The organism is Pseudoalteromonas sp. PAST1 (assembly GCF_021532515.1).
In the GTDB taxonomy this organism is placed as follows: domain Bacteria; phylum Pseudomonadota; class Gammaproteobacteria; order Enterobacterales; family Alteromonadaceae; genus Pseudoalteromonas; species Pseudoalteromonas simplex.
Map to the genome: position 1 here is coordinate 84,742 of NZ_JAKGBH010000014.1, position 14,746 is coordinate 99,487.

Below are 14,746 nucleotides of genomic sequence, written 5' to 3' on the forward strand. Positions count from 1 at the left end.
ATGCTTAAATGTCAATTTCTTGCGTTGCAATATGGGCGCCCAGTTGGCGAAGCTTTTTAAACCGCTCACGGGCGGCTTGCTTAGCATTTGGCTCAACGGGTACGAAATCATAAACCTGCTGAAAACGGCGAATAAAATCCGGTAGGTGTTCAGCTAGGTTGATTAATATTTTTCTGTTGCCGACAGGTGGAGTCATACCAATTTCAACCGGAGCGCCACCTTTAGGGCCTTCACCTTGTAAGTTGTGTGGTACAAAACTATCTGGTTCAAATGACCAAATGATGTCGTCGATTGTGTGGGCCGTGTCGGTGTTATCAGCGTAAATAAATACGCGATGACCTAGACGATACTGATCCGCAGCAATTTTAGCTGCCAGATCGAAAACAGCGCCAGCCGTTTGGTGGGCACTATCATCTTGTTTTAGAACGTAAAATTGTGCGTTCATATTCATAGTGACTTTCGTCCCCACAGATACACAGATCAAAGCAGGGATTTTGACATAGAACGCGAATTGCTTCAATTAATAAGGCGCCATTTGGCGCCTTATTTAGGGTTAGTTTTAAGCTTGCGGTAAGGCTTAATCGTGACTTGCTTCGCTCACGCCTGCGCGGTTTAGCAAATACTGAGTCAACATAGGCACCGGACGACCGGTTGCGCCTTTGTTTTTACCGCCGCTGCGCCATGCTGTACCTGCGATATCTAAATGCGCCCAGTTATATTTTTTGGTGAATTTAGATAAGAAGCATGCCGCTGTAATCGTACCTGCTGCACGACCACCTAAGTTGGTGAAATCAGCGAATGGGCTTTCAAGTTGCTCTTGATAGTCATCCCATAAAGGTAACTGCCATGCACGGTCGCCACTTTGCTCAGATGCTTTTAGTAGGTCATGGGCCAGTGGGTTGTGGTTTGATAGTAAACCTGTGGCATGCGAACCCAGCGCGATAATACACGCACCTGTTAGTGTTGCTACATCAACAACGGTATCTGGTTCAAAGCGCTCAACATAGGTTAGTGCATCACACAGTACTAAACGGCCTTCAGCATCGGTGTTTAACACTTCAACTGTTTGCCCCGACATAGTGGTTAAGATATCACCTGGGCGATAAGCGTTTGAGCCAGGCATGTTTTCACAACCCGCTAAAACACCGACAACGTTAATTGGTAATTGCATTTGCACTAAAGCGCGCATAGTACCAATAACACCCGCTGCACCACCCATGTCGTATTTCATTTCATCCATGGCTTCGCCTGGCTTGATTGAAATACCGCCAGAGTCGAAAGTTAAGCCTTTACCGACTAACACGATTGGCGCTTGGTCTTTGTCGCCACCTTGATAGTTGATCACTGACATAACCGATTCATTAGCACTACCACGGCCAACCGCTAGGTATGAATTCATGCCCAGCTCTGCCATTTTTTGTTCGCCAATAATATCAACAGTCACATTATCGAAGTTATCAGCGATTTCTTGCGCTTGCTCACCTAAATACGCAGGATTACAGATATTTGGCGGCATATTGGCAACGTCTTTACATAACTTGCTACCTGCAGCAATGGCTAAGCCATGCTCAATTGCACTTTCGCCAATGGTTAACTCACGACGCGTTGGTACGTTGAAAACAATTTTACGTAAAGGACGACGAGGGTCACTTTTTTTGCTCTTCAGTTGATTGAAGGTGTATAAGCAGTCCTGAGTTGTTTCAACTGCTTGGCGTACTTTCCAATAAGTGTCACGACTCTTAACATGTTGCTCAGTTAAAAAGCATACCGCTTCCATTGAACCTGTTTCGTTAAGTGTGTTTATCGTTTTTGAGATAATTTGTTTGTATTGTTTGTCATCAAGCTCGCGCTCTTTGCCGCAACCTACCAATAATACTCGTTCGCTTAGTACATTAGGTACATGATGTAATAGTAATACTTGGCCAGGCTTACCTTCAAGATCGCCGCGGCGCAATAAGTTTGAGATATAACCGTCACTGATTTTATCTAATTGTTCACCAATGGGGGATAAACGACGTGGCTCATAAACGCCTACTACAATACATGCGCTACGTTGCTTTTCTGGACTACCACTTTTTACGCTAAATTCCATTGTTGCTCCTGATATTGAGTCGTATAACCTTAATTTATAAGGGTAAGAATTTCTTTTTCGAGTCTTTTCTTACATTTTTTAGTTTAGTAGCACTAATCTTAGTACATAAACCATGACTCTATTTATGTGTTTTTGAACTTTATCTTAATGTGAATATCAATATCACATAATAGATGTCATCTGTACCATTAATGCAAGATTATATGCGCTTGCTAGGTATGATATTTGACACTGATGACATATAATAAAGTGAGTAAAATAACTAGTTTACTCAAAAATCCTTACTATTCCAGTGAAACTCGATGTTTAACAGGGGCGAGCATTGCTAATTTTTCGTTATTTGACCACTGAAGTCTTCAAGTCGCAGGTCGCCGTATTTTTAACTTTGATGACTATTTTTGTGTCTCAAAAGTTTGTTGTTATTTTAGGAGACGCCTCTGAAGGGGGTCTTCCAGCTAAACTTGTGCTTTCGATGATTGCGCTAAAACTTCCTCAACTTGCTTCACTTATCCTGCCTTTGAGTATCTTCTTGGGTATTATTTTGGCGTACAGTCGCATTTATGCTGACAGCGAAATGACAGTTTTCAGAGCCTGCGGTGTCAGTGAGTGGTACGTAGTTCGGGTAACGCTTATCTCAAGTACTGCCATGGCTATTTTAGCTGGTGCCCTAACTCTTTATGTCGCACCATGGGCCAGTGAGCAAGAATATCAATTAAAAGAACAAGCAAAAGCCGATGCAGGCTTATCGGCATTACGTGCTGGGCGTTTCCAGCAAACAGGTAACGAAAAAGCGGTCGTTTTTATTCACAACATTGAAAACAGTGGTAAAGAGCTACACAAGGTATTTGTTGCGCAGTTACCTGATCGTGAAAAAGGTGACTTAGCCCGTTTAGTGTATGCAGAGCGTGGTGTGGTGATTGAACAAGATAACGGTGAACAGCAACTTGTTCTTAATGATGGTAAGCGCTACGAAACAGACGGCGAGTCTGCTGCTTTGAACTTAACTGAGTTCGATGGTTACAGTGTGCAAATTCAAGATCAAGAAATAGAGCACCAGCGCCGTAAGTTAGAAGCAATTCCAACCCTTGATTTATTGAAAATGAAAACCTCTGAAGCTATTGCACAGTGGCAGTGGCGTTTAGCTATACCACTTTCAATTCCATTATTAACTTTACTCGCGGTGCCTCTGAGTGTGGTGAATCCGCGCCAAGGGAAATTCGCTAAATTAGTGCCCGCAATTAGCTTGTATTTAGGGTATTTCATTTTGTTGAATGCCGCTAAGTTTGCTGTTGAAGATGGAAAAATACCGCCTTCAATTGGCTTATGGTGGATCCATTTATCAGCCTTGTTTATTGGTGGTTTCTTGATTATTAAAGGTCGTCCGCTCGGCGCATGGTTAAAGGCAGTTGTGACTAAGCGGGAGTTAAGCGCATGATGAAAACACTCGACTGGTATTTAGGTCGCAGCATAATTCAAACAACCGGTTTTGCGTTAATGGTGCTGGTAGGTATCAGTACCCTCATTAAGTTTATTGAGCAGTTAAAATCAGTTGGCCGTGGTAGCTACGATATTGCAACAGCGTTGATTTACACCCTGTATAGCATGCCAGGTGACTTAGTTATCTTCTTCCCAATGGCTGCATTGATTGGTGGCTTAACAGGTCTAGGCGCATTGGCATCAAATAGTGAGTTGGTTGTTATGCAAGCGGCGGGTATGTCACGTTTGCAAATTATTGTATCAGTCATGAAAACCGCGATGTTTATGGCTATTTGTATGATGGCGCTAGGTGAATGGGGCGCCCCAGAAGCACAGCTCAAAGCAAAAGAAATACGTAACCAAGCGATTTATGGTGGTGATGTATTTAATGCTAAGCAAGGTGTGTGGGCGAAAGATGGTAGTAACTTTATTAATATTGAAGATGTCGATCAGCAAGGTACTTTACGTGGCGTGCATATGTATCACTTTGATAAATCGTTGCAACTTACGCAAATTACCAAGGCAGAAGAAGCATTAAATCGTAAAGATGGCTGGTTACTTCGTGATGTAAATAAAGTCATGATCACGCCAGAGCAGATCACGACTGAGCAATACAAAGAAGAGTTCTACGACTCGCAGCTGACTGCTGAAAAATTAGGCGTTGTATCAGTTAAGCCCGAATCGTTGTCGTTTACTGGGCTTTGGTCTTATTTAGGTTATTTACAGCAAAATGAACAAGATACTAGCACCTATGAGTTGGCGCTATGGCGCAAAATCATGCAGCCAGTATCTATCGCCGTTATGTTGTTAGTTGCTCTGTCGTTTATATTCGGACCACTTCGCACAGTAACCATGGGCGCACGTATCATCATGGGTGTCATAACTGGTATTACTTTCCACTTAACCAATGAGATATTTGGTCCTGTGGTAATGGTTTACCAAATACCTGCAGTGGTTGGTGCTGTGTTACCAAGTCTGTTGTTTATTGGGTTTGCAACATACCTGTTGAATAAACGGGTGTAAAATTCGTTTTAAATCATAAAAAAGCGTGGTTTGAACCACGCTTTTTTTATGCTTGATTTGCCTTTAATCAAGTGAGCGATAAATACGTTTGTTTTCTTCTTTAGTTAAAGTGATCACTTCAGTTTTTGCAATGTAATCTTGCAATGCGCGTTTATTTTTAAAATCGATCAACACCACTAAATTACCTAAACCTAATAGTGCAGTAATGGCTCTAAGTGCACCTTGATGCCAGCTAATTAAATGGCCATCGAGGGTTTGCACCTTCAAACGCCACGCGCGCATACCAATTGTTTGGCCGCTTTTAGCCCAAAAGTAACTAAAGAAACTGATACTCACTATTACTAATAATGCGCTACGGATACCGTATAGTAAGGGTGAATTTTGAATGAAAGCAGAGACATCTTCGGCGTCACCAATGCTAAGTAACTCTAAAGAAATAAGCCCTTGAATAGCTAATAAATAGAGTACTGTTGTCAGCATCGCAAAGGCAATGATAACCAAGGTATCGTAAATTAAAGAGGCAAAGCGGCGCCAGAAACCGGCACGTGGAAACTCAGCTGACATAAACAATCTCATCCAATTAAATTGCGCAGTAGTTTAGCAAAGTCCTTCGCAAACAAGAAATACTTAACGGCTGTTTAGTATGCTGGGAACTGAACTGGCTTTGCTAACCTTAATTACATAATCAAAATGAGTATGCAAACATCACTATTTATTAAAGCAAAACCCACCATACCTTTAATCATCCAAGCTTTAAAAATTTCAATACCTATAAAACTAGTAGGGTAGTGGGCACTGACAAACTCTGAAGTTAACAACTTGTTTAATTATTGCGCGGTTGATCAGTGACGCCGCACAAAACGCTTGCTGCCTTACCCATTCTTTGTATAATGCTTGGCATAGAGACAAAAGCAGTAAAAAAAGCTTTCGCTCTAAAGTGGTTTTTCTTTATCTTCTCGTGTTTAGAAGGTTAAAGAAAAATGAAGCCAGTATGATGGAATTGGTAGACATGACGGATTCAAAATCCGTTGCCTTCGGGCGTGGCGGTTCAAGTCCGCCTACTGGTACCACTTTTTAACCCGTTGATTTTCAACGGGTTTTTCTTTTCTGCAATATAGTTTTTCTTAGTCACATCCATTTTTTTATAAAATTAACCCAAACTGTGACGATTTTTTGCCACAGTTTTGTTTCTGCTTTTTACTTGTCACAATGGTCATTAGTTGTTTTTGTCACAGCTCACTTCTATTAGCTTGGATTCTTGTAAGCTGGATTTTGGTCCATCAATATTTTTCGCTTGCTCAGCAAGGTACTCTTGCGAAGGGTGAGCATAACGTTGCACCATTTCTAAAGTTTTCCAGCCACCCAGTTCTTTTAAGGCCAACAGGTCTGTACCAGCCTCAATATGCCTAGTTGCCCAGTTGTGTCTTAAGTCATGAAACCTTAAACCATCCAATTGTGCCTGTTTGGTAATGCGTTTCCACAGTGCATCTTTAATATCTTTAACAGGGTTATTGTTAGTATTTACAAATACATAAGTAGAGCTTCTCTGCTCTTTTAGCTGTGAAAGCATCGTTATTGCTTTGTGAGATAATGGTACTATGACGTGATCTTTCGATTTGTGATCTTTCGCATCAATATAGATACACTGTTTGCAGAAGTCGATTTGTGACCATCGTAGTGAAAAAATATTGCTTCGCCTCATTCCTGTGAGTAAAGCGAAAATGAGGACACTTCTTAGGTAGTAGGGCGCGCATTCTAAGAGCTTTATAACATCAGCGTTATCTAGTTTAAAAAAAGCACGTCTAGGCTCTTTCTGTATCTTAATTACGGGTACTCTATCTATCCAGCCAAGCTCTTGGTGACAGAAGTTTAAAAACGCCTTAAGCTCTGCCAAGTATCTGTTGCGAGTAGCAATTGATATTTCTTGCTTTTTTGCAATAGTCGAGAGCACTAAGTGAGTGTCTATTTTCTGGACATTAGGATCTGCTAATTTGACCTTCCACCATTCTAGTTTTGATGCTTTTTCTTTAACTGTGCGATTTGATTGTCTCGATTCAAGATAAATCTCAACAGCTTCAGAAAAGCAGTGTGCTTCAGGCGTCGGATCAGTGATTTGCCTCCAAAGTTCTTGCTTTAAGCATGCTTCAAAGGCTTCTGCCTTAGCTTTTGATGTTTGTCTGGTGCTTTTGTTTATACGCTTGCGCTTATCTCCATAGCTTAGCTCAAACTTTGTGTACCAATACTTACTCTCTTTTTTCTTATAGATCATAGGTTATGCTCCAGTGAATACCTATGCTATTAACTTAATGATAAAAAGAGGAAAATACAGAAGGGTTTATTATTTATGTTCGACTATTTACAGCTTGAAGTTCTGTTACAGTAACACCGATATGACAATAGCGCTTAACACTTTCTGTTGATGTCCAACCTCCAGCCTTCGCGATGGTCTCTAAAGTTGCCCCATTTCGTCTTAGATCGGTCGCAAAGTAGTGTCTCACATGATGAGGAACAAAACTGTCAGGTAAATTAGCTGCTTTAATTGCAGCTCGCCAGCGAAGATAATTGAGCCTCGGCAATTTGCCTTTTTTATCTGCAAACAGCTTGCTGGACGAAATGCTATTTTCTTTTCGATATTTAAGAAGGGATGTAATACATTGAATAGCCTCATCACTGAGAGGGACTTCCACCATCACTCTTGCTTTATTTTTTAGGGCAGGTAGGTGCATGATTTTTTTGTTTAAGTCGAATTGTGAGACATCAGCTTCCAGCAGTGAGGTGTATCTTATCCCCATATGCCATAACAGCATTAGAAACATTTTTTCTTGCATTGTTTTAGCGTAGTGATTTACGAATCTTTGCCAGGTGGAATATGGTAAATCAATAAACTCTCGCTCCCCTGATTTAAAAGATGGGATTGTTGGTTGGTGTGATATCCACTTTAATTCATACGCAATTTTACTGGCAGCTCTTAATTCGACACCGTATTGATGTTTCGTACTATCAGACCATTCATTTTCATGCATTTCCTGTATAACCATATTCACGAAGCTTACATCAAAATATTCTAGTGGTAAGTCACCAGCAATGTAGTGCCAAACCCCAAGCTTTTTGATTTTTGCGTCAGCTGTACTTGCCGTGGAAGAAGATGTTTGAGTGTGTGCTTGTGCTAACGCGTTTCCTAAATAACGCCCCTTTGTTTCTTTTAGCGGTTTTGGACTTTTTAAAGAGGCTTCATGTATTTTCTGATTTGCTTTTTCCTTGGCTTCTTCTAAGCATTCTGTTTCAAGGCTTAATCTCGTACCTTCAGAGTCAAAAATGGAAGCTATAGCTTTGTGTTCATCACTCTTATTTCTAAAAGAAAGATAATATTTATTGCCTCTTTTTTTTACCCCTAGCTTATATAATTCGACATAATCAGGAATTGAACCTTTTGGTAAACCTGATTTTAAATCTTTCAGGTACTTTTGAGTAAGCTTGCCTTTTTCTTGTGTATTCAACATAGAAAATTCATCAATCCGCTCTTTGGCTTTTAGCACATAATAGAGCCTTTGCGATTCAGCCTCTTTGGCTATTGCAGCCTGAGCAATTGCTATTTCTGAAGAGTCGAAATTTGATAAATGGCTTTTTTCTTGATCGACAGCTGTGTGTTTAAGTTTTGTTGTAGTATCTTGGAGAGTCGATGGATTCTCTGTGGGTACGGGTGTTGTACTTTGAGATACTTCAGCAAAGTTCTCTGTAGAAACGGGTGTTGTACTTTGAGATACTTCAACAGCTACCCCTGTAGATACGGGCGTCGTACTTTGAGATACTTCAGCAACTTTCTCTGTGGGTACGGACTTAGCACTTTCAGGTACTTCAGTAACTTTCTGCTTTGATGAGGTGGATTCTCTTTGATCCTGCTGTTTTTTCTGAGATAAAGCCTCTCGCATTCGCTTGTTGTACTCTTCCGCTTCTTCTGGCAAAAACCACCAAGTGTCTTCATCTTCATCGTAATCACCTTGCAGTTCACCTTTTTTGGCTAACTTTATTATTCTTTCTTTAGGAAACCCTAGCCTTGTCTCAAGCTCGTCAGTTGTTAGCCACCTTGTTGATGCATATGCACAAGCACAGTTAACCAATGGCGCATTTGTATGCGCCATTGAATTAACATTACTTGAGTGTGAAGTATGCATCTTTAACCTACTAAAAATTAACGTAAGTCAATTTTGCCAGATAAAGAAAAAAAATGGTTTTTTAAGATTTTTGAAAATGGGGTAAAAAAAATTATTTATAAATTTGACAGGTACAGTCTTATGAAAAAGCCAGCATAGCTGGCTTTAGGTTATAACGAGTCAAAAAACGCGTTAACTGATTTATCAAACAAGTGATAAAAATATAAAAATTGTCCAGTGTGTTGAATATGTGATTGCACATCTCGCTTGAACTGTTTCAATAAGTAGAAATTACAACTGAAAAACACGTTCGTAGCTGGGCGCATCTCTTCAGGCAACGCTTGCATAAAAGAATCGCTAACGACTATAAACTCTTGCTGAGCTACATAATTTCTTACGTAATATATGTAGCCATCATTTTGTTCATATAAAGCAATATATTCTTCATCATTAGCAACTGCAGGTCGCTTCTGAAATAGTTCCACAACGTTTGAGTTAGTCATATTCATCTCCAAAAAGTTTGTCTTCGAAAATAAATACGAGCTACTTATGCAAAATTTGCATGGTCTGCCGCTTCTTATTTGTAATTAAAATTACATGGAGTGAATATGATGGAAAATGACAAATTTAATGCTGCTGTAGCGGCCGATTTTTTAGAGAAAGTTAGTCAGTGCCTTTATCAAGAGTATGACGCTATTTATGATTTAAACTTTACAGAAGATAATTTTGATGTAGAGAAACTGTTATTTCACTGCTTTTCTAGTAGCTACAAAATTAGTTTTAGCTATGAACAGTTATCTCTTCTTAGGTCACTATTATTACTACTTTGCAGCAACACTCACTTATTAATGAGTAATGAGGCTGGTGATACTGAAGACTTTGTTGATGAACGTCAGTTAGAATTTGAATTCGATAACTCGCATTAATTCGCTTGCAGTGAACATGTTTATCTTTAAGTACATATAGGAGATAAACATGAGCCAAACAAAACTTCAAATTGTCAGAAAGTACACAAGAGAATCTAAGTCACCTTTTCAAGACGCATCGACGAGCCTATGGCTTGCAAATGTCACTAACGAAGACAGGCTTGAGTTAGACTTTTCACAATACATATACGTTCATCGTGATGATGTTGGAAAAGTCGTCGGAGTCAGTGTTAGTAAGTCAATTGCTCGAGAGCACAGTCTTGAAAGTCAGTATCTTGAAGGGAGCGGTATGTATCGCATACTTATCTTGTACATTGACCAAATCAAAGATTTCTGCGAGCTCTGGGCTGATGAATTTGAACAGTTCTTTCTACTGCCGCCTGATTTGTTTTTCGAATTAGCGCAGTGGCATTGGAACACAATCATTGAAAATGATGGTTAATTGAAGCGACTCGAAAGAGTCGCTTTTTCTTGAACATATTACTACCAGATAGCGTCATGCCCTTACTTGCACTGATACTATTCGTTGGCATTCGCTTTTTTATTATCTAGATATACCCAAATAGCGCCGCCAATCATCATTGATAGGGGGACCAGAAAAGTTAAGTATTCAATCTGAAAGTTCATAGCACTTCTCCAATTCAATGTGAGGAAAAAATATAGCTCGTTACCTTTGCTAGTAATTTACTATAACACATCGCAAACTGGGCATGATTTCACTATACGCCATTGAGCAATATGAATATCATTTCTACTATTCATGACATGCTTTCTCATGTAAAAAATAGCGGCGCTAGTAAGATAGTAAACCAAAATTCACTTTACTAAACTGGTAATAAACGCACTTATTTTGCTTGTTTATTTCCTACTTAATAGTGCGAGACATACTGAAATAAGCAGGACGCTCAATCATCACTTAGCAAATGTCGTTACCACCGCACCCTGGCGGAGGACCTAGATTTGGCTTCTTTAGGAAGTCAGCTCGCATATATAAGCGGTTTGCGATAAGAGTTAACTATAGGGAGAGTTAGCTGTGTGAGTTGCACGAATGCGTTGCAACAAACTCAGATGAATGGCAGAGCAATAAAACAGGGAAGCAGGCACAATGTGCCTGCTTTTCTCTTTAGATTTCTCATCGACCAAACATATGTATTTGCACAGTACATAAAACAGGAGAAACTGTGTGAAGACATTACGCTTAAAGTTCGTTCTAGATTTAGTTCGAGTTATCGTGAATGTAATTTATATATTTGTGGTTATTGCAGTTGGATTTTGGGTCGTGGACTATTTTTCCATCTACAAAGCTGCATCAAGTTACTTATTCTCGGGTATCGATGGATATGCACGACTTATTATCGCATTCATATTTGCAGAAATCTTAGGCTATATAGAATCGAGCTTAAGAGATAAATACCTGTAATACTCAGCGCCCAATGGGCGCTTTTTAATGAATTTTGTACGGGTTATTGACGCTATGGCTAACTTATTTTTGTCGGATAGACGGCACTTGTTACCAAGTGCCGCCCTCCTAAGAACCGTACGTGCAACTTTCACCGCATACGGCTCAAGCCTCCACTAAGGCAACATAATGTCACCCAGCAATGTCACAAACTTGCTACGACAGGTTGGATCCAAGTATTTCGTCCGTAATTATTGGTCTTCCTATTCCCCAGGTAATCCCGATATTTAGGATCGTACGGGGTTGACGCACTTCGGATCTTAACGTGTCTTTTGATTGGCGTTTTGTTAATTTGAGCAAGAATGAGAACTCGTATTTCATTGTTTATCATTTGATAACCATGAAATAGCCATTGACCATTTAAACCTTGAAAGTATTTACGGCCAACCCACATTCTGCTTCTACGGGTATGACGCCGCCGCGCCCACCGCCATAACGCCCAGAAGATCTGATGACCTACATAGGTAAAGGTTCGCTTTGCCACACAATGGCGATAATAATTCGCCCAACCGTGCAACTTTGGATTCATTAGTTTAATGAGATCTGTCGTTGATACAGTTGCGTGTGCTCTGATAAGTTCACGCATGTTACTTAAGAATGACAGCACGTTGCTCTTGCTTGGTTTAATAAGCAGTTTTCCTTTGTACTTTCGAAGGTTAAACCCTAAAAAGTCAAAGCCGTCATCAATATGGGTAACATGTGTTTTCTCCTCAGATAGAGTTAACCCTCTTTCCTGTAGAAACTTAACTAGTCGCGGTTTAACCTCATTAACGAGCACCTCTTTCGATGAGCCTGTAATAATGAAATCGTCCGCATAGCCAATAAAGTTTATCCTTGAGCCTGTTTGACGCGCGATTGACTTAACCTGCTTTTCCAAGCCCGCTAACGTCAGTAACATCAATGTTGGCGAGATTATTCCACCTTGAGGTGTTCCTTCATCTGTTCTGTAGAATAATCCTTTGTCGATAAACCCGCACCCTAGCCACTGTTTCAACATTCGTGTATCCATTGGAATGTTATCTATCAGCCATTGGTGGCCAATTTTATCGAAACATGCCTTGATGTCACCTTCGAGTACCCACTGCGCTGAGCTTGGTTTACACAAACACTTAAAGCATTGTGCAATGGCATCAGCCGTGCTGCGATTCGGTCGAAACCCGTAGCTATTTGGGTCGGCAATGGTTTCAGATATTGGTTCCAAGGCTAGAAGATGTAACGCTTGTTGCGCACGGTCTATCATGCACGGAATGCCTAATGGTCTGAATTTGCCGTTTTTCTTAGGGATATAGATGCGTCTGAGCGGTTTGGCTTTATAGCCTTTTCTGCTCAGTTGGTTAACTGCCGCAAGCTTTTGTGCATCAGAGTTCCAAATGACGCCATCAACACCGGCTGTTCGTTTACCTTTGTTTTGTGATACTCGTCTGACAGCAAGTAACTTTGCTGACTTCGAGTGAGTCAGTATCCATTGCAGCGCTTTCGCTTTGCCTTGTTTACCTTCTCGAATTGCCTTTGCAATGCGCATTTGAAGCTTTAACACATGTTGCTCAATAGCCGTCCAATTGATGGATTGCCATTCGCTTTTGTCTGAAGAGGCACTAACTTCAAGCGAAGTCATCATTTGCGTTTCCTCATGAATAAAGTTCTTCAAATCATCTTGCAACGGGAGACCAGTTGGAAGTGGGCTCACTTTCGTGCCAGAAACAATTCTGTATCTACATCATTACAATGCAGCATTGGCTTTTTCCAACCTCCTTTACCTGCACAACTATCGGCAATCTTCACAGATAGCTTTCCCATAGGGAGAAATACAGGCTTACCTTGTTCCGTATGTCGCGCAATATCAGGTTAGATGCCCACTATAGTGCGGAGAGCATGTCGATCACGAAAGAGCACTGTCCAATCTCTTTCCTACTCCCATTGCCGTTTGGCCACAGCGTATAAAACCACTTCCGCTGCTTCTCGTATAACGCACCTTACATGGATTCACATACGTTCATCATACTGATTCCCTAGCACTTACCCAATTGTGGTTATCAGGAAGAAACGCCTCTCACGATTTGTTTCCCGCCAAATTGGCTTTGTTACATTGTTTGGCTCGCTGCTTTATTCAGAACCATAGGGTCATCTGGTGATACAGATGGTTCACTCTTATCGCGGTGAACAGCGCTTCATACGACTTCAAGTCGCACGGACAAAAATGAGTTAGAGCTGAAGGACGGCTCTGTGCCAAAAGCAGCCCTTGAGTGACTTAGTGATAAAGGCTGCAATGATACGATTGCTGACATTTCACTATTTCTTTTTATGCCTTCTCATTGCCATTAATAGACTGTCATTTAGCTATCGCAACAACTTTGACCTTCTTGAATTGGCGGGCATTTCACTGTTCCATAAGAGCAATATACGCAACAATCGCCTTTCAAAGGCTTTAGGAGAACTTTGCAAGATTCACATTCATAATACCACTGGCAAGCGTTGGTTGGCATTTCTTCAGTTTTACTGAAGCCACACTCAGGGCAAGTAATGGTAGAATTTAACTCTATACTTTGCATGTTTGCTCCTTCAAAGGTTTAACAATGTCTAATACGGACATTACAATCATCAAACAAATACCTACATAAAACAAATAAGTGCTCCATTCGTATTGCCATAGTGGATAGAGGGTTAACAAAACCGCTATAGGGCCAATAACCCCAAGAATACCTCTCGCATGATTTTGGTTTTTATACCAGTTATACAAATTTACCAACAATGCCAGAGTTGCAAATATAGGTAACAAGGTATTTACAGCAATTCCCTCAAAGTGAGAGAGAAAGCCTAATCCTAATGCTGATGCTAACGAGCCGAGTGCGGGGAAGCACCCCGTACAACTAAGAGCCGCAAGCCAAACACCACCTGAGCTAACTTTATCTAAAATCTTATTAATCATTTTTAACGTCTAACATTATTTGAATGATTTGAGTATGAACTCCGTAGGTAGGTACGGAGTCAATACTATTTTAGCGAATCGATTATTGGGCAGTGGGATTGATCGTTATTGTTGCGGCATGAATTAGTCATTTCTTTTATGACGACTTCTAAGCGTTGAAGGTCAGCTATCTTATTTTGAATTACGTTCAATTTCAGCAAGCCTAGGGATTCTACTTTGGCACAATCGCCATCCATTGACATCAATGAAGCCACTTCTTTTAGAGTAAAGCCAAGTGCTTTGGCCTTACAGATGAATTGTAATTGTTTGGTGATTGAGTCGTCATAGACACGATAACCATTTTGAGGTTTTTGAGGCTGTTTTATCAAGCCTTCCCGCTCATAAAACCGTATAGTTTCTACGCCTATATCAAGTTCTTTAGCCAACTTGCCTATTGTTTTCATCGTCCAACCATAAAATCAACTTTAATCATGACATTAGTATATCAATACGAAGTAAAATTGCTCGAACTACAATGACTGGTTTTCGCTAAAAGCTGCCCTTAGAGCATTTACGTTAACTCGTTTTGGGGCGTGCGACGTGAAGTCGTATGAAGCGCTGTTCACCGCTTAATGAGTGAACCATCTGTATCACCAGATGATCCTAGGAGCCTGAATAAAGTAGCGGCTCTGACAATGTAACGAAGGTTGGTAT

The 14,746-nt window shown here is 40.5% G+C and carries 14 protein-coding genes and 1 tRNA gene; 5 read left to right on the plus strand and 10 right to left on the minus strand.

The features are described 5' to 3' along the window. Positions 1-4: 4 nt before the first annotated feature. Together L1272_RS09050 and pepA are read right to left on the minus strand one after the other, a co-directional pair. Positions 5-451, minus strand: a complete 447-nt coding sequence (locus tag L1272_RS09050; protein ID WP_054562716.1) for a DNA polymerase III subunit chi — start codon at positions 449-451, stop codon at positions 5-7. Between the two features lie 126 nt (positions 452-577). Beyond that, positions 578-2,092, minus strand: a complete 1,515-nt coding sequence (gene pepA / locus L1272_RS09055) for a leucyl aminopeptidase (protein WP_194441901.1) — start codon at positions 2,090-2,092, stop codon at positions 578-580. Positions 2,093-2,414: 322 nt separating this feature from the next. Here pepA and lptF point away from each other — a divergent pair, with 322 nt between their 5' ends. Together lptF and lptG are read left to right on the plus strand one after the other, a co-directional pair. Then, positions 2,415-3,527, plus strand: coding sequence for an LPS export ABC transporter permease LptF (lptF, locus tag L1272_RS09060; RefSeq protein ID WP_054552637.1), 1,113 nt, complete (start codon positions 2,415-2,417; stop codon positions 3,525-3,527). After that, positions 3,524-4,591 carry an LPS export ABC transporter permease LptG gene (gene lptG / locus L1272_RS09065; protein WP_054552636.1) on the plus strand — a complete coding sequence of 356 codons (1,068 nt, stop codon included), beginning with the start codon at positions 3,524-3,526 and terminating at the stop codon, positions 4,589-4,591. Before lptF ends, lptG begins: the two co-directional genes overlap by 4 nt. A 63-nt stretch (positions 4,592-4,654) precedes the next feature. Here lptG and L1272_RS09070 read toward each other — a convergent pair whose 3' ends face one another. After that, a complete protein-coding gene (locus L1272_RS09070) occupies positions 4,655-5,155 on the minus strand; it encodes an RDD family protein (RefSeq protein ID WP_235373234.1) in 501 nt (166 codons plus the stop codon). Positions 5,156-5,576: 421 nt separating this feature from the next. Between L1272_RS09070 and L1272_RS09075 the strand changes: the two genes are divergently transcribed. Next, a tRNA-Leu gene (locus L1272_RS09075) sits at positions 5,577-5,661 on the plus strand. Between the two features lie 146 nt (positions 5,662-5,807). On the opposite strand, the gene L1272_RS09080 is transcribed toward L1272_RS09075, so the two are convergent. From L1272_RS09080 to L1272_RS09090, 3 genes are all read right to left on the minus strand, one after another. After that, the gene (locus L1272_RS09080; RefSeq protein WP_235373235.1) at positions 5,808-6,860 is read right to left on the minus strand and encodes a tyrosine-type recombinase/integrase; all 1,053 of its coding nucleotides are present in this window, start codon (positions 6,858-6,860) and stop codon (positions 5,808-5,810) included. Between the two features lie 73 nt (positions 6,861-6,933). Further along, on the minus strand, positions 6,934-8,763 hold the full coding sequence (locus tag L1272_RS09085) for a tyrosine-type recombinase/integrase (protein ID WP_235373236.1): 1,830 nt from the start codon (positions 8,761-8,763) through the stop codon (positions 6,934-6,936). Positions 8,764-8,912: 149 nt separating this feature from the next. After that, positions 8,913-9,245 (minus strand): hypothetical protein, encoded by a 333-nt coding sequence (locus L1272_RS09090; RefSeq protein ID WP_138598903.1) that lies wholly within the window; start codon positions 9,243-9,245, stop codon positions 8,913-8,915. Positions 9,246-9,350: 105 nt separating this feature from the next. Between L1272_RS09090 and L1272_RS09095 the strand changes: the two genes are divergently transcribed. Further along, the gene (locus tag L1272_RS09095) at positions 9,351-9,668 is read left to right on the plus strand and encodes a hypothetical protein (RefSeq protein WP_235373237.1); all 318 of its coding nucleotides are present in this window, start codon (positions 9,351-9,353) and stop codon (positions 9,666-9,668) included. Positions 9,669-9,717: 49 nt separating this feature from the next. Next, positions 9,718-10,110: a hypothetical protein gene (locus L1272_RS09100; protein ID WP_235373238.1), complete on the plus strand. Its 393-nt coding sequence runs from the start codon at positions 9,718-9,720 to the stop codon at positions 10,108-10,110. Positions 10,111-11,272: 1,162 nt separating this feature from the next. Here the strand turns inward: L1272_RS09100 and ltrA are convergent. The 4 genes from ltrA to L1272_RS09120 form a co-directional block, all read right to left on the minus strand. Continuing rightward, positions 11,273-12,745 carry a group II intron reverse transcriptase/maturase gene (gene ltrA / locus L1272_RS09105; RefSeq protein WP_138558128.1) on the minus strand — a complete coding sequence of 491 codons (1,473 nt, stop codon included), beginning with the start codon at positions 12,743-12,745 and terminating at the stop codon, positions 11,273-11,275. Between the two features lie 715 nt (positions 12,746-13,460). Further along, entirely contained in the window at positions 13,461-13,676 is a 216-nt protein-coding gene (locus tag L1272_RS09110; RefSeq protein WP_076916053.1) for a GDCCVxC domain-containing (seleno)protein, read from the minus strand. Further along, positions 13,664-14,053, minus strand: a complete 390-nt coding sequence (gene merC, locus L1272_RS09115) for an organomercurial transporter MerC (protein ID WP_024601094.1) — start codon at positions 14,051-14,053, stop codon at positions 13,664-13,666. Before merC ends, L1272_RS09110 begins: the two co-directional genes overlap by 13 nt. A gap of 65 nt (positions 14,054-14,118) precedes the next feature. Then, entirely contained in the window at positions 14,119-14,496 is a 378-nt protein-coding gene (locus L1272_RS09120) for a MerR family transcriptional regulator (RefSeq protein ID WP_010557530.1), read from the minus strand. Positions 14,497-14,746 lie beyond the last annotated feature (250 nt).

Excerpts from the sequence above, each read along its gene's own strand:
- L1272_RS09050 (WP_054562716.1), bottom strand. The coding sequence starts at position 451 with ATGAATATGAACGCACAATTTTACGTTCTAAAACAAGATGATAGTGCC.
- pepA (WP_194441901.1), bottom strand. The coding sequence starts at position 2,092 with ATGGAATTTAGCGTAAAAAGTGGTAGTCCAGAAAAGCAACGTAGCGCA.
- lptG (WP_054552636.1), top strand. The coding sequence starts at position 3,524 with ATGATGAAAACACTCGACTGGTATTTAGGTCGCAGCATAATTCAAACA.
- L1272_RS09070 (WP_235373234.1), bottom strand. The coding sequence starts at position 5,155 with ATGTCAGCTGAGTTTCCACGTGCCGGTTTCTGGCGCCGCTTTGCCTCT.
- L1272_RS09080 (WP_235373235.1), bottom strand. The coding sequence starts at position 6,860 with ATGATCTATAAGAAAAAAGAGAGTAAGTATTGGTACACAAAGTTTGAG.
- L1272_RS09085 (WP_235373236.1), bottom strand. The coding sequence starts at position 8,763 with ATGCATACTTCACACTCAAGTAATGTTAATTCAATGGCGCATACAAAT.
- L1272_RS09090 (WP_138598903.1), bottom strand. The coding sequence starts at position 9,245 with ATGACTAACTCAAACGTTGTGGAACTATTTCAGAAGCGACCTGCAGTT.
- L1272_RS09095 (WP_235373237.1), top strand. The coding sequence starts at position 9,351 with ATGATGGAAAATGACAAATTTAATGCTGCTGTAGCGGCCGATTTTTTA.
- L1272_RS09100 (WP_235373238.1), top strand. The coding sequence starts at position 9,718 with ATGAGCCAAACAAAACTTCAAATTGTCAGAAAGTACACAAGAGAATCT.
- ltrA (WP_138558128.1), bottom strand. The coding sequence starts at position 12,745 with ATGATGACTTCGCTTGAAGTTAGTGCCTCTTCAGACAAAAGCGAATGG.
- L1272_RS09110 (WP_076916053.1), bottom strand. The coding sequence starts at position 13,676 with ATGCAAAGTATAGAGTTAAATTCTACCATTACTTGCCCTGAGTGTGGC.
- merC (WP_024601094.1), bottom strand. The coding sequence starts at position 14,053 with ATGATTAATAAGATTTTAGATAAAGTTAGCTCAGGTGGTGTTTGGCTT.
- L1272_RS09120 (WP_010557530.1), bottom strand. The coding sequence starts at position 14,496 with ATGAAAACAATAGGCAAGTTGGCTAAAGAACTTGATATAGGCGTAGAA.